Origin of the sequence: Rhodanobacter lycopersici (assembly GCF_040812335.1) — a bacterium.
Lineage (GTDB): Bacteria > Pseudomonadota > Gammaproteobacteria > Xanthomonadales > Rhodanobacteraceae > Rhodanobacter_A > Rhodanobacter_A lycopersici.
On the sequence record NZ_JBFOHK010000003.1, the window covers coordinates 62474 to 82340 of the forward strand.

A 19867-nucleotide genomic window follows, 5' to 3' on the forward strand; every position below is an offset into this window, starting at 1 on the left:
CTCATGCCCGCCACCCGCATCCGCCTCCAGAGCGGCGCCGACGCCACGCTCGCGCAAGGCCTCGCCGCGATCCAGCGCGAGATGAAACTGCCCGTGGCGTTCCCGTCCGAGGTCGAGACCGCGGCGGCGCGGGCGGCTTCGCAGCCGCGGCTGCCCGCGCTGGATCGCACCGGCATTCCGCTGGTCACCATCGATCCGCCCGGCTCGATGGACCTGGACCAGGCCCTGCACCTGGAGCGGCGCGACGACGGCTATCGGGTGTTCTACGCGATCGCCGACGTGGCCGCATTCGTGGCGCCGGGCGATGCGGTGGATGCCGAGGCGCATCGTCGCGGCGAAACGCTGTACGGCGCCGATTCGCGCATCCCGCTGCATCCGCTGGCGCTCTCCGAGGGTGCCGCCTCGCTGCTGCCGGACCAGCTGCGCCCCGCGCTGCTGTGGACGATCGACCTCGACGCGGGCGGCGAGATCGTCGCCGTCGACGTGCGCCGCGCACGCGTGAAGAGCCGCGCCCGGCTCGACTACGCCGGCGTGCAGCAACAGATCGATGCCGGCACCGCCGCTCCGCTGTGGTCGCTGCTGCGCGAGGTGGGCGAGCTGCGCCAGCGCGGCGAGCAGGCACGCGGCGGCATCAGCCTCGCGTTGCCCGAGCAGGAGATCAGCGTGACGGACGGGCAGTGGCAGCTGGACTATCGCGTCAGCCAGCCGGTCGAGGACTGGAACGCGCAGATCTCGCTGCTCACCGGCATGGCCGCGGCGCAACTGATGGTGAAGGGCAAGGTCGGCCTGCTGCGCACGCTGCCGCCACCGGATCCGCAGGCGATCGCGCGGCTCAGGCTCACCGCACAGGCACTCGGCATCGCCTGGCCGCCGGCACAGGGCTACCCCGGTTTCATCCGTTCGCTCGACCCCGCGCAGGATACCCACGTGGCGATGCTCACCGCCTGCACCACGGTGCTGCGCGGTGCCGGCTATGTGGCCTTCGACGGCGAGTTGCCCGCGCAGCCCGTGCAGTCCGCGCTGGCGGCGGAATACGCGCATGCCACCGCACCGCTGCGCCGGCTGGTGGACCGCTACGTGGGGGAAGTCTGCGTGGCGTTGTGTGCGAACCAGCCGGTGCCGGACTGGGTGCGCGCCGCGCTGCCCGCCTTGCCGGAGCTGATGCAGGAGGCCGATCGCCGCGCGCACCAGTACGAGCGCCAGGTGATCGACCTGGTCGAGGCGGTGCTGCTGGCGCCGCGCGCGGGCGAGACTTTCCAGGGTGCCATCGTCGAGGCCAACGGCGCGGACCGGGATCGCGGCAACGGCCACGGCGGCGGCGGTGCCGCGCACGGCGGCGTGGTGATGCTGCGCGATCCCGCGATCGAGGCGCGCGTCACCTCCGCGCTGCCGCTGCCGCTGGGGCAGGAAGTGACGGTGCGGCTGGCCGAGGCCGATCCGGTGAAGCGCGTGGTGCGCTTCGAGTTGGTTTCCGGGGACAGGGGGGCTTCAACTCGCGCATCACCGGCCGATAGGTAAGCTGTTGCAGATGTGCAGGGGGCGCGACGAGCGCGGATAAGGCGGTCCCGCTTGCGCGGACAGGCATCAGTGACGCTGCTGTGCGGCGCAACGGAGATTCCGTGCGATGGTGACATACGCATGAACGGATTGAATTCCGCATGCATGGCCTGGCTGGTTTGCTGCCTGGCGGCGACGTCGGGCGCGGCTGCGCCTGCGTCCGGTCCCGCCACGCCCGCGCACATCCGCGTGGTCAGCGACAACAACTACCCGCCCTTCGTGTTCCTCGACAGCGACGGCAAGCCACAGGGCTACGAGGTCGACATGTGGCGGCTGTTCCAGGCCCACACCGGCATCCAGGTCGAACTGGCGCCGACGGACTGGGCCACCGCCCAGAAAGAACTGCAGTCCGGCCGTGCGGACGTGATCGACATGCTCTACCGCACGCCATCGCGTGAGGCGCTGTACGATTTTTCCGCGCCCTATGCCACGTTGTCGATCGGCATCTACGTGGATCGGCGCATCAGCGGTATCCGCGATGCGTCCGCGCTGCGCGGCTTTCCGGTGGGCGTGGAACGCGGCGACGCCTGCGTGGACAAGCTGCAGTCGATGGGCATCACGGACCTGCGGCTGTACACGGGCTACCGGGAGATCATCCAGGCCGCGACTCAGGGGGACCTGCGCGTCTTCTGCATGGACGAATACCCGGCGGAGTTCTACCTGTATCGCTACTCCGCGCTGGACCGCTACTACCGTGCCTTCGTGCTCTACACCGACCATTTCCACCGGGCCGTGCGCAAGGGCAACACGCCCATGCTGCGGGCGGTCGAACGCGGCATGGCCCTCGTCACGCCGGCCGAGCGCGCGGCACTGCGCGGGCGCTGGCTGGAGCAGCCATCCATCCAGAAGCATTACGAGCGCATCATCGGCATCGCGCTGGGGGTCGTGCTTGCGCTCGTCGCGCTGATGGCACTGTGGGTATGGGCGCTGCGTCGCACCGTGGCGGCCCGCACGTACGCATTGCGGGAGGAGGAAGGCAAGCTGCGCGCGATCTTCGACGCCAGCCCGGACGCGATGTGGGTCAAGGATCGGGAGGGCATCTATCGCGACGGCAACGACCGCGTGGTCGAGCTGTTCCGCATCGGGCGCAAGGACCTGATCGGCCACCGCTGCGACGAACTGTTCGATGCGGAGTTCGCGTCCAGGATCCAGGTGATGGACGAGGAGGTGATGCGGCTGGGTCGGCATCACACGTATCTGTCGCCAGTGGACGCGGGCGAAGATACGACCCGCCGGTTCGAGATCATCAAGGTGCCGCTGTACACGCCCGAAGGCTCGGTACGCGGCGTGCTGAGCGTGGCGCGCGATGTCACCGAGCGGCTGCAGACCGAGGCGCGGCTGCAGCTCTGGGCGCACGCATTCCAGAACGCCACGTTCGGCGTGGTGATCTTCGACGCGCGCACCCATCGCATCATCGCGGCCAATCCCACTTTTGCCCGCGAGCGGGGTTATACGCCGGAGGAGATGGTGGGCATGCTGGCGGATGCGCTGTACCCGCCCGACCTGGTCGCCGAGCGTGCGGCCGCGCGTCTCGAGATCGACCGGCAGGAGCATGCGATGTGGGAGACCGAGCATCTGGCACGCGATGGACGGCGTTTCCCGGTGCTGCTGGACTGCTCCATTTTCCACGACGACGATGGCAACGCGCGATATGCCCTCGTCTATGCGCAGGACATCACCGGGCGCGAGCAGGCCGAGAGTGAGCTGCGCCTCGCAGCGGCGGCTTTCCAGGCCCAGGAGGCGTTGATGGTGATGGATGCCGACCGCATGATCCAACGGGTCAACATGGCGTTCACCGCGCTCACCGGGTTCCGGTCCGACGAAGTGATGGGAAAACACTCGTCGATGCTGCGCTCGCCGCAGCACGAGCCGGCGTTCTACGAGCGCCTGTGGGAACAGGTCCAGCGCGAAGGCTTCTGGCAGGGCGAACGCTGGATCCGGATCAAGCAGGGCGAGCCCAGGGTGGTCCGCACGACGATATCGGCCGTCATGGATGCCGCCGGGCAGGTGAGCCACTTCGTCTGCTCCATGATCGACCTGACCAGCGAGCGCGAAGCGCATGCGAGCGTCGACCGCATGACGTTCTTCGACCCGTTGACCGACCTGCCCAACCGGCATTTTCTGCACGGCCGGCTGCAGCATCTGCTGGGCGGAACCGGCGCGGGAGGAGCCGCCCTGTTGCTGATCGACCTGGATCACTTCAAGCGGGTCAACGACCTGCGCGGCCATGCCGCGGGTGACCGCCTGCTTTCGCTCGTGGCGCAGCGCCTGCGCGGCCTGCTGGGTGACGAGTGCGTGCTGAGCCACTTCAACGGCGGCACGTTCGCACTGCTGGTGCCCTGTCATGCGGAAGATCCGGCGGTGCGCTCTACCCTGGTGCGGGACTGCGCCGAAGGCGTGCGCGAGGCCCTGCGCGAGCCTTTCCAGCTGGACGACGGCGCGCCGGTGGGAGTGACCGCCAGCATCGGCTGGGTCGAGCTGGTTCCGGGGCGCGACTCGCCCGAGTCGGTGCTCAAGGAGGCGGAACTGGCAATGTACGACGCCAAGGCCGGTGGGCGCGACCAGGTGCGCCGGTTCGTGCCCGCGATGCAGGTCGAGCTGGCGCGCCGCGAGGCACTGGTCGGCGACCTGCGCCGCGCCATCGCCGATGAAACGCTGCAATGGCACCTGCAGGCGCAGGTGAACCGGTGGGGCGGCGTGATCGGCGCCGAGATGCTGCTGCGCTGGACCCGTCCGTGCGGGGAGCAGGTATCGCCGGAACAGTTCATACCCATCGCGGAGGAGAACGGCCTGGTCCTGCCACTGGGCGACTGGGTGCTGCGGCAGGCCTGTGCCCGGCTGGCCGCGTGGTCCGTGCAGCCGCGCTGTCGCGACCTTTCCCTCGCCGTCAACGTGAGTGCGCGGCAGTTCGCCCAGCCGGATTTCGTGGACGGTGTGTGCCGGGTGCTCGCCGCGGCAGGCGCCGATCCGGCGCGGCTGACGCTGGAAATCACCGAGACGGCGATCCTGGGCGACCTGGCCGAGGCCGCCGCCAAGCTGCACCGCCTGCGTGCGCACGGCATCCGCATCGCGCTGGACGACTTCGGCACCGGCTATTCCTCGCTGGCCTATCTTTCGCGCCTGCCGCTGGACCAGCTCAAGATCGACCATGCCTTCGTCGCGCGCCTGCCGGAGAATGCCAACGACGCGATGGTTGCGCAGACCATCATCGGCATGGGGCGCGGGCTGGACCTGGAGGTGGTTGCCGAGGGCGTGGAGACCGTCGCGCAGCGGGATTTCCTGATGGCCCAGGGCTGCGACACCTTCCAGGGCTTTCTGATCTCCCGGCCGATGCCGCCGCCGATGTTCGAGGCCATGCTCGCGGAGCAGCCTGCCCAGGATTGATCAGGGCGCTTCCCGCACCCGTATCGCCCGCGAGAAATCCTCGCCCGGCCGGCTGGCGCGCGCCCGCCCGGTGATGCGCGCATGCGCGCTCCATTCGGCCAACGTGCGGCGATGGTCGAGCGCGCCGATCTTGTAGAGGTAGCCGGGCAGGTAGCCGGTGAACAGCAGGCGCGCGTCCAGCGGCAGGCCGGGGTCGAGGTGGCGCGCCATGCGGTACACCACCGTGGTGCAGTTCGAGGTGATGGTGTTGTAGAACGCGGGGGCGGTGGCCAGCCGGTTCGCGGTGCGCACATAGGACAGGAACAGCGCGCGCATCGTCTCGCGGCTGATCGCGAGCGGATAGAGGTAGTCGTCCTCGCCGCGCACGTTGGTGCGCACGCGGATCAGGTCGCTCTCCGGCGCGGCGATCAGGATCGCCTCGAAGTCCTTGAAGAAGCCGCCTATCGAGGAGAACTGCTGGCCGCGCCGCTTGCGGATCTCGACCGAGAACACCAGGTGGCGGCCGTCGTCGAAGCCGAACGAGATCATCGCGTGGGCGATCGCCTTGCTGCCCCAGTGCGACAGCACGGCATCGGCGGAGACCAGGTGGTCGAGATCGTAGCTTTGCGTTTCCCAGTGCGCGTCGTAGTCGGCGTCGCTGCGCCAGGTGAAGTCGCGCACGTTGTGCAGGGTGACCACGTTGCCGTGCACCTCGCCGCCGAGCAGGCGCGCGACGTCGTCGGCCCAGGCGCGGTCGTTGCTCGGCGCGATGGTGGACCACCACGCCAGCAGCAGCGCGTACAGCAGCGCGTAGCAGCCCGGCGGCCACCATGTGCGGCGCAAAATGGCGATGGCGAACAGGGCCAGCACCAGGGCGACCCACAATGCGCAGCCCAGGGTGCGCACCGCGATGCCGCCGGGCAACTGGTACCACAGCGCCAGCGCGCCCCAGGCGCCGGAGACGAAGACGAGCAGCGCGCCCAGCAGCAATGCCAGGCCCCGTCCCGTTGCCTGCAGGAGATTCGCCATGCGTGTCTTCATGTCCGTGCCGGATACCGCCAGCCTGCCGCGATGCGCGCGGGAAGACAACGGGGCGCTGGCGGCTGTGACTACAATCGCGCCTGATTCCATCGCGGAGGCGGCAGGGCATGCGGGGCGATCCGATCAGGCATGGCTGGCTGCCGCGGCTTCTCGTGCCGGCACTGCTGCTGTGCCTCAACGCCTGCGCGATGGTGGGCGTGAGCCGGCTCAAGCCCAGCGACGTGGTGAGCGAGCAGCGCGCCGACGTGATCGGCAGCAGGCAGTTCAGCGACAGCACCGTGCAGACGCTGAACGTGCTGGCGCTGAACGCGAAGCAGTGCACGAAATCCTTCGGCAGCTGCACCGAGATCGTCGAGCACGCCAGCGGACTCGACGAGGAGCGGCGGCTCTCCGCGCTGTCCGAGCTGTGGCTGGGGCGCGCGCTGCGCAGCGATCGCGGGCCGATGATGGACGACGCCACACTGGACGCCTACCTGCAGTGCGCGCGCTACGCCTACGCTTACCTGTTCTATACCCGGCGCACGCCCGCCGAGCGCGTGTTCGACCAGCGCCAGGCCAAGGTGATCGCGTTCTACGACTATGCGGTGGAGCGCGTGGTGGGACGCTGGTTCCAGGAACTGCCCCGGCTCAGCACCGACTGGACGCGGACCGCGCTGGCGGGCTGGACGGTGCTGCGGCCGGATACCGACCTGCACACGCGCGCCGCCACCACGGAACTCATCCCCGCCTCCACGCTGCGCTTCAAGGGGCTGCGCAACGTCTACCGGCGCGACGGCTTCGGCACGGATTTCGTGGCAGTGGCGCCACCGGTCGCGACGGATGCGCCCGCCGCGCCATGGCGCGAACCGCGCTACGTGGCGATGACCGGCGTGCTGGTGTTCGGCGGCCATACGCTGGACGAGGTGCTGGACACGCGGCAGGTGCAGCTGCTGGCGCGCGACCCCTACCTCGATGCGAGCGTCACCATCGCCAGCCGCAGCGTGCCGCTGGGGGCGAATTTCACCGCGCCCTACGGCCTGTGGCTGGCCCGCTCGGGCTTCGCGATGCAGTCGGTCCGTTCGCTGCTGGGGCGCGGTGGCGGCATCAGGGAGCCGCGCGTGCTGCTGATGCAGCCCTGGGATCCGAACCGTCTCACTGTGGTGATGCTGCATGGCCTGGCCAGCAGCCCCGAAGCCTGGGTGAATGTGGCGAACGAGATGCTGGGTGACGAGGCACTGCGTCGCAACTACCAAGTGTGGCAGGTCTACTACCCCACCAACGCGCCGATCGCGGTGAACCTGATGCAGATCCGTCGCGCGCTGGATGCCACCATCCGCCATTTCGATCCCGCCGGCACCGCGCGGGCCACGCACGACATGATGCTGGTGGGGCACAGCATGGGCGGCGTACTCGCGCGCCTGCTGGTGTCATCCAGCGGCGACAAGCTGTGGAGCCTGGTGCCGGAGGGCAGGAACCTGTCCGCCGCCAAGCGTGCACGCCTGCACGGGAAGCTGGCGCCCTACCTGCAGTTCTCGCCGATGCCGCAGGTGGACGAGGCGGTGTTCCTCGCCGCGCCGCACCGCGGCACGCCGATGGCGCGGCACACCCTGGCCCGCTGGGTGGCCGAGCTGATCCGCCTGCCGCTCGGCGTGCTCAAGGAAGTGGCCAACATTTCCGACCTGCTCGGCGACGAGGGCGGCAAGAGCGCGCCGCTGCACGTCTCCAACAGCGTGGGCAACCTCAGCGATACCGACCCCTTCATCGTCGCCACCGAGAACCTGCCGATCTCGCCCGGGGTGCGCTACCACTCGATCATCGGCCTGTACAAGCCGCATGGGCCGCTGGCGCAGAGCAGCGATGGCGTGGTGCCCTACGCCAGCGCGCACCTTGCGGGCGCGGCTTCCGAGGTGGTGATCCCGTCCTGGCACAGCGTGCAGGAGACGCCGGCGGCGATCCTGGAACTGCGCCGCATCCTGCGACTGCATCTGCAACGCGCGGACGGGAAGCTGCCGCCGGCGGCGCGCCGGCCCTGAGCCGCGGGCTCAGTCGACCACGAAGAGGCGTGCGCCGGTCGGCGTGGACGAGCGGTGCGCTGCATCGCCGTGATCGGAGACTTGATAGCTCATGCCCGGCATGAGCACGAAGCGGCGGCCGTCGCGCAGCTCGCTGTGCAACTCGCCCTCGAGCACGTACAGCACATGGCCGCGGTCGCACCAATGGTCGGCGAGATAGCCGGGGCTGTATTCAACCAGCCGCACACGCAGGTCGCCGATCTGAAACGTGCGCCACAGGGCTGCGCCGGTTTCGCCGGGATGGCGGGTGGCGGGCAGCGCATTCCAGTCCGTCACCGTGAAGGGCAGCGCGGGCAGTTTCATCGGTCGTGTTCCGGGGCCGGGGCTGGGCGCAATCTGTCATGTCGGCGGTAGGCACGGATGACCCGGAAGTCACGATGCAATGCCCGGACGAAGCCGGGCGATTGCATTCGGGCGATGTTCGACGGCAACTGCGTCAGGGCGACGGCGCTGCCGAGGCCACGGCGCCGGCACCGGTGGAATCCACCGTCAGCGAGACGCGGCGATTGTCGGCACCACGGTCGTGGCTGGCGCCCTTCACCACCTGGCGATTGGTGGCCGAGCCATAGCTCACCGCACGCACCTGCTCGGCGTTGATGCCGCTCGAGACCAGGAAATCGCGCACGGCCTTGGCGCGTTCCATGCCGAGTTTCCGGTTGTAGGCGCGCGATCCGGCCGGATCGGCGAAGCCTTCGACGGTGATCAGCACGTTCGGATGGTACTTGCTGATGGTTTCGGCGAAGTTCTGCAGCGCGGGCTTGTCCTGGTCGTTGAGGTCGGCGCTGTTGAAGGCGAAGTGCGCCACGGTGTCCACGCTGACGCGGCCCTGCATGGCGGTGATCTGCGTGTCGTACTTGGAGAACTGCGACTGCATCTCCTGCTTGATCGCGTCGATCTGCTGCTGCTGATCCTGCTGCTTCTGCTGGAGCTGCTGGATGGCGGCGTTGAAGTCGTCCTTCTTCACGTACTGCGAACAACCTGCGAGGCCGACGGCCAGGATGCTCGCCGCCAGCACGGCGGTTCGTGGGGTTCGGATGTTCATCGATGTCTCTCCTGGTGTGCGTGCCGGCGTTGCGGGTGACAGCGCCAGCACCGGCCGTTCATGGATCCCCCTGCCGTGTGCTGCCTTTTCGAACCTACCCCATGTCGGCGCGAAACCGCGCATATCGATGATCCATCGCTACGGTTGTGTTCAGTTTTTTCAGTTTTCCGTTGCGATGGCGCTGACGGGTGACGCTGCAGTCGCGTACGCGCGTGGCATGAAAAAGCGAAGCCCGGCGGATGCCGGGCTTCGCTTCGACGCCGGAGCGAACCGTGCTCAGGCGATGTCGGGCAAGGTCGCCACGCCCGCCTCGAGCGCCGCCTTGTGTGCCAGCGTGCGCGGCAGGATGCGTGCGAAGTAGAACGCGGCGGTGTCGCGCTTGGCCCGCTTGAACGCCTCGCCCTGGCTGCCTGCTTCCGCGGCGGCCACGCTGCGCGCCCAGAAGTAGGCGAGGGTGACGTAGCCCGAGTACCACAGGTAATCCACCGCGGCGGCGCCCAGTTCCTCCGGGTCGGCCTGCACGCGCTGTGCCAGTTGCAGGGTGAGTTCGCCCCACTGCTTCACCGCGGCGCCCAGCGGCGCCACGAAGGCGGCGAGCTTCGCGTCGCCTGCATGCGTCTTGCAGAACGCGCCGATCTCCGCAGCGAAGTGCTTGAAGCCGACGCCCTGCAGCTGGAGGATCTTGCGGCCAAGCAGATCGGCGGCCTGGATACCGGTGGTGCCTTCGTACAGCGTGATGATGCGCGCGTCGCGCACGAACTGCTCCATGCCGTTCTCGCCGATGTAGCCGTGGCCGCCGTACACCTGCAGCGCTTCCTTGGTGCATTCCTGGGCGAGTTCCGTCACCACGCCCTTGGCGATCGGGATCAGGAACGCCACCAGCTCGCTGGCCTGTCGGCGCTGTGTTTCGTCCGTGCCGCGCGCCTCGATGTCGGTCTGCAGCGCGGTGTACAGCAGCAGCGCGCGCGAACCTTCCACGAAGGCGCGCTGGGTGAGCAGCATGCGGCGCACGTCCGGTTGCACCAGCAGGTTGTCGGCGGCCTTGCCAGGGAACTTCGAGCCGGACAGCGCGCGGCCCTGCAGGCGCTCGCGCGCATAGTTCAGGCTGTTCTGCCACGCGCGCTCGGCCAGCGCCAGGCCCTGCACGCCCACCGAGAGGCGCGCGGCATTCATCATGGTGAACATCGCGGCCAGGCCCTTGTGCGGTTGTCCGATCAAATAGCCTTCCGCGCCGTCGAAGTTCATCACGCAGGTGGCCGAACCCTTGATGCCCATCTTGTGCTCGATGGCACCGGCGAAGGCTTTGTTGCGCTCGCCTGGCGTGCCGTCCGCGTTCACCTTGAACTTCGGCACGATGAACATCGAGATGCCGCGGCTGCCGGCCGGTGCGTCGGGCAGCCGCGCCAGCACCAGGTGCACGATGTTTTCGGCGAGGTCGTGCTCGCCCGCGCTGATGAAGATCTTGGTGCCGCTGATCGCGTAGCTGCCGTCGGCGTTCGGTTCGGCGCGCGTCTTCAGCAGGCCGAGGTCGGAACCGGCCTGCGGTTCGGTGAGGCACATCGTGCCGGTCCAGCGGCCTGCCACGATGGGCATCATGTAGGTCTTCTGCTGCTCGGCGGTGCCGTGCAGTTCCATCGCGTGGCAGGCACCTTCGCTGAGCAGCGGGTACAGGCTCCACGACAGGTTGCCGGACTGGAACAGCTCGGTGGTGGCGATGCCGATCGCGCCCGGCAGTGCCTGGCCGCCGAACTTCTCCGCCGCGGTGAGGCCGGCCCAGCCACCTTCGGCGAAGGCCTTGAACGCCTCCTTGAAGCCCTTCGGCGTGGTCACCGTCTGCGTGGCCTTGTCGTAGTGGCAGCCCTCGGCGTCGCCGGGTGCGTTGGTGGGCGCCAGCACCTGCTCGGCGAGCTTGCCCGCTTCTTCCAGCACCGCGTCCAGCAGGTCGCGGCCGTGTTCCGCGCCGTCCTGCAGCCTGGTGAGTATGGCCTCGGCGCCCAGCAGGTCGAAGAGGGCGAAGCGCTGGTCGGCTAGCGGAGCCTTGTAGATCGTCATGGTGTTGCCTCTGGGCTGCGGGTTGTGTCGGGTCGCGGCTGAAGCCGCTCCTACAGCGCAGTGGCGCGTAGGAGCGGCTTCAGCCGCGACATGCCTAGCGATAGGTGTTGGCGATGCCCGGCACCGGCGACAGGAAATCGTTGTGCTGGAACGGGAAGTCCTGCGCGTTCTTGTTGTCCGGGTGGTCGGCCAGGTCAGGCTGGGCGTGGATCGTGCCGCCGATGGCATAGGCCAGCGAGCCGGCGCTGCCCTTGGCGGCCACGGCGGCGAGCGCGCTGCCCATCGCGGGCGTGGGCAACACGTCGATGGTGGTCACGTCGCCGGCGAAGGAGGGGATGTCGAGGTCGAACGTGGCATGCAGGCGCACCGGCATCTCGCGGGCCACCTGCAGCGAGCCATTGATGGCGCTGAAATCCATGCCGCCGTAGCTGTTGTTCTGGATGCGCACGGTGAGGCGCCACGTGCCGTTCGGCAGCACCTGCATCTGCTGCACGGTGAGCGAGGGCGGGAATACGCTCTTGCGTTGCGGACCGCAGGCCGCAAGGCCGACGGCGAGGGCAAGGAGCACGAGACAGCGGAGCAATCGCATTGTGGCCACTCCTCAAACGATTGTTTGAATCTTGACCCGGCAGCGGCGCGCGCGTCAATGCCGGGTGGTTTCCGCAAGACGGGCGGTTTCCACAAAAGTGGACTCGCGGCATCATGCAGGGTTCCAACCACCACAGTCGTCCGCCACATGACCCGTCGCATCGCCGCCCGTCGCTCTCCCATCCATGGCAATGGCGTGTTCGCCGTCGCCCCGATCAGGAAGGGTGAAGAGATCATCCAGTACCGGGGCACGCTGATGACCCACGCCGAGGCCGACGGCATGTACGGCGACGGCGGCGAAACCGGCCACACCTTCCTGTTCACGCTCAACGACGACTACATCATCGACGCCAACCGCAAGGGCAACTCCGCGCGCTGGATCAACCACAGCTGCGCGCCGAACTGCCGCGCGGTGGTGGAGGAGAGCGCCGACGGCAACCCGCGCCACGACAAGGTGATGATCGAGGCGATCCGCGCCATCAAGCCCGGCGAGGAACTCACCTACGACTACGGCATCATCCTCGACGTGCCACATACCGCGCGCCTGAAGAAGCTGTGGAAGTGCCTCTGCGGTGCGCCGAATTGCACCGGCACCCTGCTCAAGTCCAAGCGCTGACAGCCGGGTCGCGGCCGTTTTTCGCGTCGCAAGTTCCTGTCGTCCGCGCTGCTAGCCAGACGGCAAAATGCGCCCCTATACTCGCGCGACACGCCCGGCATGGGGACGGGTGGCCAGGGACTGCAACAGGGGACGACGATGGAAAGCAATCCGTACGCCGCGCCAGCCGCGGTGGTGGAGGATGTGGGCGGCAACTACGCCGACGACCTGGAAAGCCGCAAGGCCAGCCGCGGCAAACGCCTCGGCGCGGCGATCCTCGATGGCCTGATCAACCTGCCCTGGCTCGGTCTGTTCGTGGGGGCGGGCGTGATGTATTACAACGCGGTCCGGCAGGGATTTCCGGCGCCGCATACCGCCGGCATGCTGATCTTCCTCGGCTTCCTGCTGATGCTTGGCGTGTTCGTGGTCAACTGCGTGATGGTGCACCAGAGCGGCCAGACCATCGGCAAGCGGATGCTGGACATCGCGATCGTGCGTACCGACGGCAGCCGCATGGGGCTGCTCCGGTACATCTTCCTGCGCGTGGTGCCGGTCGTGCTGCTCGGCATGATCCCGCTGGTGGGACGCTTCGTCGGCCTGATCGATCCGCTGCTGATCTTCGGCAAGGAACGACGCTGCCTGCATGACCTGATCGCCGACACCATCGTCGTCGACCTTTGATGCTGGACTCCGTCCGCGAGATCGAGACGCCCGAAGGCATCTCGTTGCGCCTGCGTGCGGTCGGCCCGTTGCCGCGCGCGCAGGCGTGGATGATCGACACGGTCATCCGCCTCGTGCTGCTGATGCTGGGGATGGCGCCGCTGTCGCTGCTCGGCACCGGCGGTCGCGGGCTGGCGATGCTGCTGATGTTCGCCCTGCTGTGGGCGTACTGGGTGATCTGCGAGCTGTGGCTGGACGGGCAGAGCCTGGGCAAGCGGGCGCTGGGCCTGCGCGTGGTCAACCTGGATGGCACGCCGGTGACCTGGCTGCCCTCGGTGACGCGCAACCTGCTGCGCGTGGTGGATGCGCTGCCGGGCGTGTACGGCGTGGGCCTGATCAGCACCCTGGTCGATCCCTGCGCACGCCGGCTCGGCGACATCGTGGCGGGCACGATGGTGGTGTACGCGAAGGAGCCGCCGATCGGCCACCAGGTGGCCGCCGCACCGGCGCAGCCGTTGCACGTGCCGCTGGCCCCCGAGGAGCAGGCGGCGCTGGTGGACTTCGCCGAACGTGCGGACCGGCTCACCCCGCAGCGCCAGGAGGAACTGGCGAACCTGCTGGAACCGCTGACCGGCTGCCGCGACACCGCCGCGGTGAGGCGCCTGCTCGGCTACGCCAACGGCTTGCTGGGGCGCCCATGAAACAGGAGCGCTTCGTGGCCCTGCACGCGCAGGAGTGGGACAGCCTGCAGGCCTGGCTGGGCGAGCTCGACCGCCAGCCGAAGCGCGGCATGCGCCGCGAGCAGGCGCTGGATTTCCCGGCCGCGTACCGGCGTGTCTGCCATCACCTCGCGCTGGCGCGCTGGCGCGGCTACAGCCACGAGGTCACCGAGCGCTTGCAGTTGCTGGTGCAGCGCGGGCATCGCGTGCTGTACCGGCCGCCGCCACCGCGCTGGCATCGCGCCGCCAGTTTCCTGGTCGCCGACTTCCCGCGCCTGGTGCGCGCGCAGTGGCGTTGCATGGCGCTCGCGGCGGCGCTGTTCTACGTGCCGGCGCTGCTGCTGCTGGCCTGGCTGCAGATACATCCGGAGTTGGCGCACACGCTGTTCAGCAGCGCGCGGCTGGCCGAGTTCGAGCGCATGTACGATCCCGCCAATCCGCACCTGGGCCGCAGCAGCGGCACCAACCTGCAGATGTTCGGCTTCTACGTATTCAACAACGTCAGCATCGCCTTCCGCACCTTCGCCTCGGGCCTGCTGTTCGGCGTGGGTGCGATCTATGTGCTGGGCGCCAACGGCATCCTCATCGGCGGCGTGGCCGGCCATCTCACCGCGATCGGCTACGGTGGCCCGTTCTGGCGCTTCGTGGTGACGCATTCTGCGTTCGAGCTGAGCGCGCTGGTGATCGCCGGCGGCGCCGGCCTGCAGCTGGGGCTGACCCTGCTCGCACCCGGTCGGCGGCGGCGCGGACCGGCGCTGGTGGAGGCCGGCTGGATCGGCGCGAAGCTGGCGCTGGGCGCTTTCGCGATGCTGGTGGTGGCCGCATGCATCGAGGCCTACTGGTCGTCGCAGGCGGCGCTGCCCGACGCGCTGCGTTTCGGCAGCGCCGCGCTGGCCTGGCTGCTGGTGCTGGCCTGGCTGGGTTTCGGCGGCAGGGCGGGCCAGCATGGAGCTTGAGCGGATCAGCGTGGTGCTGCGCCCGCGCGAGTCGCGCGAAGCCCTCGACCTGGGCGCCGCGATGCTGCGCGCGAATGCCGGCGCCGTGTGGCCGGCGTGGTTCGCCTTCAGCGTGCCGCTGTTCGTGCTGTGCAACGCGCTGGGCCTGCTGCTGGGCCTGCCGTGGCTGGGCCTGCTGCTGGTGTGGTGGCTGAAGCCGCTGTTCGACCGCGTGCCGCTGTACGTGCTCTCGCGCGCCGTGTTCGATCGCGCGCCGCGCTGGCGCGAGAGCCTGCGCGGCCAGCGTGCGTTGCCGTGGGGGCCGACCATGGCCGGACTGAGCTGGCTGCGCATCGACAGCCACCGCGCGCTGCGCCTGCCGCTGGAACTGCTCGAAGGCGCGCCGCGCCGGCAGCGCGTCGCGCGCTGGAAGGTGTTGCGGCGCAAGTTGGTGGGCGAAGCCAGCCTGCTCGCGTGGGGCTGCCTGCAATTCGAGCTGGTGCTGTTCCTCAGCGCGTGGCTGTTGGCGCTGTGGCTGCTGCCGCAGGAGTGGTGGCCGGCCTCGTTCGCCGATTTCTTCCGCCACGACGTGCACGGCGCCGCCACCGCCTGGACGCTGGCGGCGTCCGCCGTGGACTACCTCGCGATGAGCGTGGTCGAGCCGCTGTACGTGGCCTGCGGCTTCGCGCTGTACCTCAATCGCCGCACCGAACTGGAAGCCTGGGACATCGACCTCGCGTTCCGCCGCCTGCGCGCGCGCTTGCAGGATCTGGGCAAGCTGCTGTGCCTGCTGCTGTGCCTCGGCTTGCCGCTGGCCGGCCATGCCGCGACGCCGACGCCAAAGGCAGCGCCGGTGAGCACGCCGCAACAAGTGTTCCGGCAGCCGCTGGACGACGGCGACCAGCGCTTCGCGGCGGCCGCGGCGCAGGTGTATCGCGATCCGCGTTTCGGCGGCGAGCGCCACGTGCGTCGCTGGGAGTTGAAGTACACCAGCCGGCCCGCGCAGCCGGTGAATATGGGCATGGCGCCGCTGCGCTTGCTCTCCGGCGTGCTCAACGCCTTGTTGTGGCTGGCGCTGGCGGCGGTGGTCGCGGCGCTGGCCTGGTTTGCGTGGCGCTGGAGCGGCGGCTTGCGCGAGCAGTCGCCGCTGCCGTCGTTCGAAGCGAAGCTGTCGACGACGGTGGACGCGACGCCCGAAGCGCTGCCACGCGACGTGGTCGGCGCCGCCCGCGAACTGTGGCAGGCGCAGCACCGGCGTGAGGCCTTGGCGCTGCTCTACCGCTGCTGCGCGGAGCGCATCGCGCAGCAGCTGCAGCTGCCGTTCGCGGTCGACGCCACCGAGGCGGACTGGCTGCGCCACGCCACCGCGCTGGACGACCCGGCGCGCACGCGGCGCGTCGCCGCGATCGTGCGCACCTGGCAGTTCGCCGCCTACGCCGGTCGCTACCCCGACCAGGTCGCGTTCGAGCGGCTGCTCGATGGCTGGCCCCTGCAGCCGGAGACCGCCGCATGAAGCATCGCGGCCTGCTCGTCGCCGTACTGGTGCTGCTGGGCGTTGCGCTGCTCGCGGGCGTGTTCCTCGCCACCTTCCAGCGGCGCGACGTGGTGGAACCGGTCCCGCCCAGCGGCATGGCGCAGACCAATCCGTTCTTCGCGCTCGAGCAGGTGCTGCGGAACGTGGGCGAACCGGCGGCGTCGCTGACCACGCTGGATCCGGGCCAGGCGCCGCTGCAGCCGGGCGATACCGTGCTGGTGGGTGCCGATGCGGGACGCATCGATGCGGAAACCGCCGCACGGCTGGCCAGCTGGGTACGGCGGGGTGGCCATCTGCTGCTGGTGCCCGACGCAGGTGCGCGCGCGCCTGTGTTTGCGGCGCTGGACCTGCTCGATCCACGTCCGGGCGGCTTCGGCTGCAACCGCCTCGGCGACGAGAAAATGGCTGCCAGCTTGTGCGGCCTGCGCTTCCGGCTGAAACCTGCAGTCGTGCAGACGGTGGACGCGGCGATCGGCGACGCGGGCGACGGCTACCTGTTCGCGCGCAGCGCCGTCGGTCGCGGCCACGTCAGCCTGCTCGCCAGCCTTGCCCCGCTGGAACGGCTGCAGCTGAAGCAGGTCGAGGCGCAGCGTTTCGCCTGGCGCCTGCTGGCGCCGAACCGCGGCCGCGGCCAGATCTACCTGGTCTATGCGCTGGACGGCCAGCCCTTCCTGAAACTGCTGGCGACGCAGGGCTGGCCCGCCCTGCTGGCGCTGGCGCTGCTGCTGGCGGCATGGATGGCGATGCGCGGCGCACGCTTCGGTCCACTGATGCCCGCGCCTGCTCCGCACAGGCGCGCGTTGCTCGAACACGTGCAGGCCGCCGGCGAGTTCCTCTACCGCCGCGACGGCGGCCGCAGCCTGCACCAGCTGGCCTGTCAGGCCGTGCTGGCGCGCTTGCGCCGGCGCGATCCCGCTTGTGCGCGCCTCAACGGCGAAGCCCTGTACGGGCGCCTCGCCGAACGCAGCGGGCTAGCCGCCGCGCAGGTCGTGCAGGCCTTCCAGTCACCCGCGAACGCGCAGGCGTTCCGTGCCTCCCTCATCACCCTGGCGCGACTCAGGAGCCGCCCATGACCACCGAAACCCTTGCCGTCTCGGCCGCCGCGCCGGCCGTTTCGACGCCGATGCCGATAGCCGAGCTGGGCGAGCGCGCCCGCGCCTTGCGCGACCAAGTGGGGCGCGCCTTCATCGGCCAGCCCGAGGTGTTCGAACAGACGCTGCTGGCGCTGCTGGCCGCCGGCCACGTGCTGGTCGAGGGCGTGCCCGGGCTGGGCAAGACCCTGCTGGTGCGCGCGCTGGCCGCGGCGGTGGGCTGCAGCTTCGGGCGCATCCAGTTCACGCCCGACCTGATGCCGGCCGACGTCACCGGCCACGCGGTGTACGACCCCAAGGCCGAAAGCTTCCGCCTGCGCCGTGGCCCGGTGTTCGCCAACCTGCTGCTGGCCGACGAGATCAACCGCGCGCCGGCCAAGACCCAGGCCGCGCTGCTGGAGGCGATGCAGGAAGGGCAGGTCACCATCGAGGGCCGGCGCATGCCGCTGCCCGCACCGTTCATGGTGGTCGCCACGCAGAACCCGATCGAGCAGGAGGGCACCTACGCGCTGCCCGAGGCGCAGCTGGACCGCTTCCTGGTCAAGGTGCTGATCGGCTATCCCGGCCTGGAGGACGAGCGCCGCATGGTGGCCGCGGTGGTGGACGGCAAGCTGGCCGCCGACCTCGACGTGTCGCGGGTGGAGCAGGTGATCGACCAGGCCGGCCTGCTGGCCATGCAGCGCGGCGTGGCCGCGATCCGCATGGACGCGGCGGTGACCGACTACGCCGTGCGCATCGTGCGCGCCACGCGCGAATGGCCGGGCGTGGTCGGCGGCGCCGGCCCGCGCGGCGGCCTCGCGCTGGCGCGACTGGCGCGTGCACGCGCCGCGCTGGACGGGCGCGATTTCGTGGTGCCCGACGACGTGCGTTCGGTGGTGCTGCCCGCCTTGCGCCATCGCCTGCTACTGGCGCCGGAGGCGCTGCTGGAACGCCAGCGCCCGGACGACGTGCTGGGCGCGCTGCTGCACAAGGTGGCCGCGCCGAAGCAATGAAGACGCCACGGATCGCCGCCCATCCGCTCGTCATTCCGGCGCAAGCCGGACAAGCGCGTTGCGCGCAGAACGCCCGCAGGGCGGCCCCGAAGGGGCGAGCGCAGCGAGTCATCCAGTGCCTTTGCCCTCAGAGGTTCAAAGTCGCCGGATCCCAGCGTGCGCTGGAGCGAAGCAGTCTTGCGAGGCATCCATGAGGCCTGCACCATTCCTGCTGTGGTTGCTGCTGGGCTGGACGCTGCTCGGCGCGTCGGCCAGCCTCGGCCTGTTGCCGTTGTCGGCATGGCTGGCCGCCGGTGCCACGCTGACGGTGCTGGGCGTGCTCGACGCCTGGCGCCTGCGCCGCACCGCCTCACCCGAACTGCGCCGCGAACTGGCGCCGGTGCTGCCGCTGGGGCCGGAGGCGACGGTGGCGCTGCACCTGCGCAATCCCACGCGACGCCGCCAGCCGCTGCACCTGCACGACCTGCATCCGGGCGGCTGGGCGGTGCGCGGCATGCCGCGCCGCGTGACGCTGCCGCCGGGCGGCGCGCTGCGGCTGGACTACGCCACCACGCCCGACGCGCGCGGCCAGTTCCATTTCGGCGGCTGCCACGCGCTGCTGCCGTCGCCGTGGCGCCTGTGGCATGGGCGGCGCGTGCTGGGTGAACCATCCTCCACGCGGGTGTACCCGAACTTCGCCGTGCTGGCCGAACTGGCAGGGCTCAGCGTGGAACTGGCCTCGCGCAGCGTGGGCGCGCGCCTGCAGCGGCGCCGCGGCGAGGGCACCGAATTCCAGGAGCTGCGCGACTACCGTGTCGGCGACAGCCTGCGCAAGATCGACTGGAAGGCCACCGCGCGCAGCCACCGGCTGATCTCGCGCGAGTACCGCGAGGAGACCAACCAGCAGGTGATCCTGATGCTCGACTGCGGCCGCCGCATGCTGGCGCAGGACGGCCCGCTGGCGCACTTCGACCACGTGCTCAACGCCTCGCTGGCGCTGGCCGGCATCGCGCTGCGCGAAGGCGACGCGGTGGGCCTGCTGGCCTGCCTCGGCCAACAGCAGCGCTGGCTGCCGCCGCAGCAGGGCAGCGGCGGCATGGACCACCTGCTGGGCGCGGGCTACGACCTGCACGCCCAGCCGCTGGCCACCGACTACCTGGCCGCCGCCGGCGCGTTGCAGCTGCACCAGCGGCGGCGCGCGCTGGTGATCGTGGTCACCAACGTGCGCGACGAGGACGACAAGGAACTGCGCGCCGCGCTGAGCCTGCTCTCCCGCCAGCACCTGGTGGTGCTGGCCAGCCTGCGCGAGCAGGCGCTAGACGATGCCGCCCACGACACCGGCGCCACGCTGGAAACCACCATCCGCAGCGCCTCGGCGATGCACTACCTCGCCGAGCGCGAACGGGTGCATGAAACGTTGCGGCAGGAAGGGGTGAATGTGCTGGATGTGCGCTGCGCGGAATTGTCGGGGGCGTTGATCGAGCGGTATCTGGCGATCAAGCGGGGGAATAGGTTGTAGGGGGCTGAGTAAGGGTTGGGAGGTATGTCCCTGCCGCACTGCCGGCTTTGGGCGGTAGTACCGTTTCACGGCCGCTGCTGCCGGGAAGGGCCGCGAGCGTCCGTCAGCCGTTGTGCACTTCGGAATTGAGTTCGCTTTAGGATATGTCC

General features: G+C 69.7%; 16 protein-coding genes. 11 read left to right on the forward strand and 5 right to left on the reverse strand.

Annotated elements, in window-relative coordinates; genetic code table 11:
- Window positions 1–3: 3 nt before the first annotated feature.
- Complete coding sequence (locus ABQJ54_RS11695; RefSeq protein WP_367854487.1) at window positions 4–1518, forward strand: RNB domain-containing ribonuclease; 1515 nt, start codon at window positions 4–6, stop codon at window positions 1516–1518.
- A 120-nt stretch (window positions 1519–1638) separates the two neighbouring features.
- On the forward strand, window positions 1639–4941 hold the full coding sequence (locus ABQJ54_RS11700; RefSeq protein ID WP_367854488.1) for an EAL domain-containing protein: 3303 nt from the start codon (window positions 1639–1641) through the stop codon (window positions 4939–4941).
- On the opposite strand, the gene ABQJ54_RS11705 is transcribed toward ABQJ54_RS11700, so the two are convergent.
- Window positions 4942–5949 (reverse strand): Lnb N-terminal periplasmic domain-containing protein, encoded by a 1008-nt coding sequence (locus ABQJ54_RS11705; RefSeq protein WP_367854489.1) that lies wholly within the window; start codon window positions 5947–5949, stop codon window positions 4942–4944.
- A 119-nt stretch (window positions 5950–6068) separates the two neighbouring features.
- Here ABQJ54_RS11705 and ABQJ54_RS11710 point away from each other — a divergent pair, with 119 nt between their 5' ends.
- Complete coding sequence (locus tag ABQJ54_RS11710; RefSeq protein WP_367854490.1) at window positions 6069–7973, forward strand: esterase/lipase family protein; 1905 nt, start codon at window positions 6069–6071, stop codon at window positions 7971–7973.
- A gap of 9 nt (window positions 7974–7982) precedes the next feature.
- Here ABQJ54_RS11710 and ABQJ54_RS11715 read toward each other — a convergent pair whose 3' ends face one another.
- The 4 genes from ABQJ54_RS11715 to ABQJ54_RS11730 form a co-directional block, all read right to left on the reverse strand.
- On the reverse strand, window positions 7983–8315 hold the full coding sequence (locus ABQJ54_RS11715; RefSeq protein ID WP_367854491.1) for a DHCW motif cupin fold protein: 333 nt from the start codon (window positions 8313–8315) through the stop codon (window positions 7983–7985).
- 133 nt (window positions 8316–8448) lie between these two features.
- Window positions 8449–9054: an OmpA family protein gene (locus ABQJ54_RS11720; protein WP_367854492.1), complete on the reverse strand. Its 606-nt coding sequence runs from the start codon at window positions 9052–9054 to the stop codon at window positions 8449–8451.
- Between the two features lie 276 nt (window positions 9055–9330).
- The gene (locus ABQJ54_RS11725) at window positions 9331–11106 is read right to left on the reverse strand and encodes an acyl-CoA dehydrogenase C-terminal domain-containing protein (protein WP_367854493.1); all 1776 of its coding nucleotides are present in this window, start codon (window positions 11104–11106) and stop codon (window positions 9331–9333) included.
- 94 nt (window positions 11107–11200) lie between these two features.
- Window positions 11201–11695: a hypothetical protein gene (locus tag ABQJ54_RS11730; RefSeq protein ID WP_367854494.1), complete on the reverse strand. Its 495-nt coding sequence runs from the start codon at window positions 11693–11695 to the stop codon at window positions 11201–11203.
- 147 nt (window positions 11696–11842) lie between these two features.
- Here ABQJ54_RS11730 and ABQJ54_RS11735 point away from each other — a divergent pair, with 147 nt between their 5' ends.
- From ABQJ54_RS11735 to ABQJ54_RS11770, 8 genes are all read left to right on the forward strand, one after another.
- Window positions 11843–12310 (forward strand): SET domain-containing protein, encoded by a 468-nt coding sequence (locus tag ABQJ54_RS11735; RefSeq protein ID WP_367854495.1) that lies wholly within the window; start codon window positions 11843–11845, stop codon window positions 12308–12310.
- Between the two features lie 138 nt (window positions 12311–12448).
- Window positions 12449–12970, forward strand: coding sequence for an RDD family protein (locus ABQJ54_RS11740; RefSeq protein ID WP_367854496.1), 522 nt, complete (start codon window positions 12449–12451; stop codon window positions 12968–12970).
- Entirely contained in the window at window positions 12970–13650 is a 681-nt protein-coding gene (locus ABQJ54_RS11745; protein WP_367854497.1) for an RDD family protein, read from the forward strand. Before ABQJ54_RS11740 ends, ABQJ54_RS11745 begins: the two co-directional genes overlap by 1 nt.
- Window positions 13647–14624 carry a stage II sporulation protein M gene (locus tag ABQJ54_RS11750; protein WP_367854498.1) on the forward strand — a complete coding sequence of 326 codons (978 nt, stop codon included), beginning with the start codon at window positions 13647–13649 and terminating at the stop codon, window positions 14622–14624. The genes ABQJ54_RS11745 and ABQJ54_RS11750 overlap by 4 nt, the downstream gene beginning before the upstream one ends.
- Complete coding sequence (locus ABQJ54_RS11755) at window positions 14614–16116, forward strand: DUF4129 domain-containing protein (RefSeq protein ID WP_367854499.1); 1503 nt, start codon at window positions 14614–14616, stop codon at window positions 16114–16116. Before ABQJ54_RS11750 ends, ABQJ54_RS11755 begins: the two co-directional genes overlap by 11 nt.
- The gene (locus ABQJ54_RS11760; protein WP_367854500.1) at window positions 16113–17210 is read left to right on the forward strand and encodes a DUF4350 domain-containing protein; all 1098 of its coding nucleotides are present in this window, start codon (window positions 16113–16115) and stop codon (window positions 17208–17210) included. The genes ABQJ54_RS11755 and ABQJ54_RS11760 overlap by 4 nt, the downstream gene beginning before the upstream one ends.
- Window positions 17211–17260: 50 nt before the next feature.
- Window positions 17261–18220, forward strand: coding sequence for an AAA family ATPase (locus ABQJ54_RS11765; protein ID WP_367854900.1), 960 nt, complete (start codon window positions 17261–17263; stop codon window positions 18218–18220).
- A 190-nt stretch (window positions 18221–18410) separates the two neighbouring features.
- Window positions 18411–19718, forward strand: a complete 1308-nt coding sequence (locus tag ABQJ54_RS11770; protein WP_367854501.1) for a DUF58 domain-containing protein — start codon at window positions 18411–18413, stop codon at window positions 19716–19718.
- The last annotated feature ends 149 nt before the right edge of the window (window positions 19719–19867 follow it).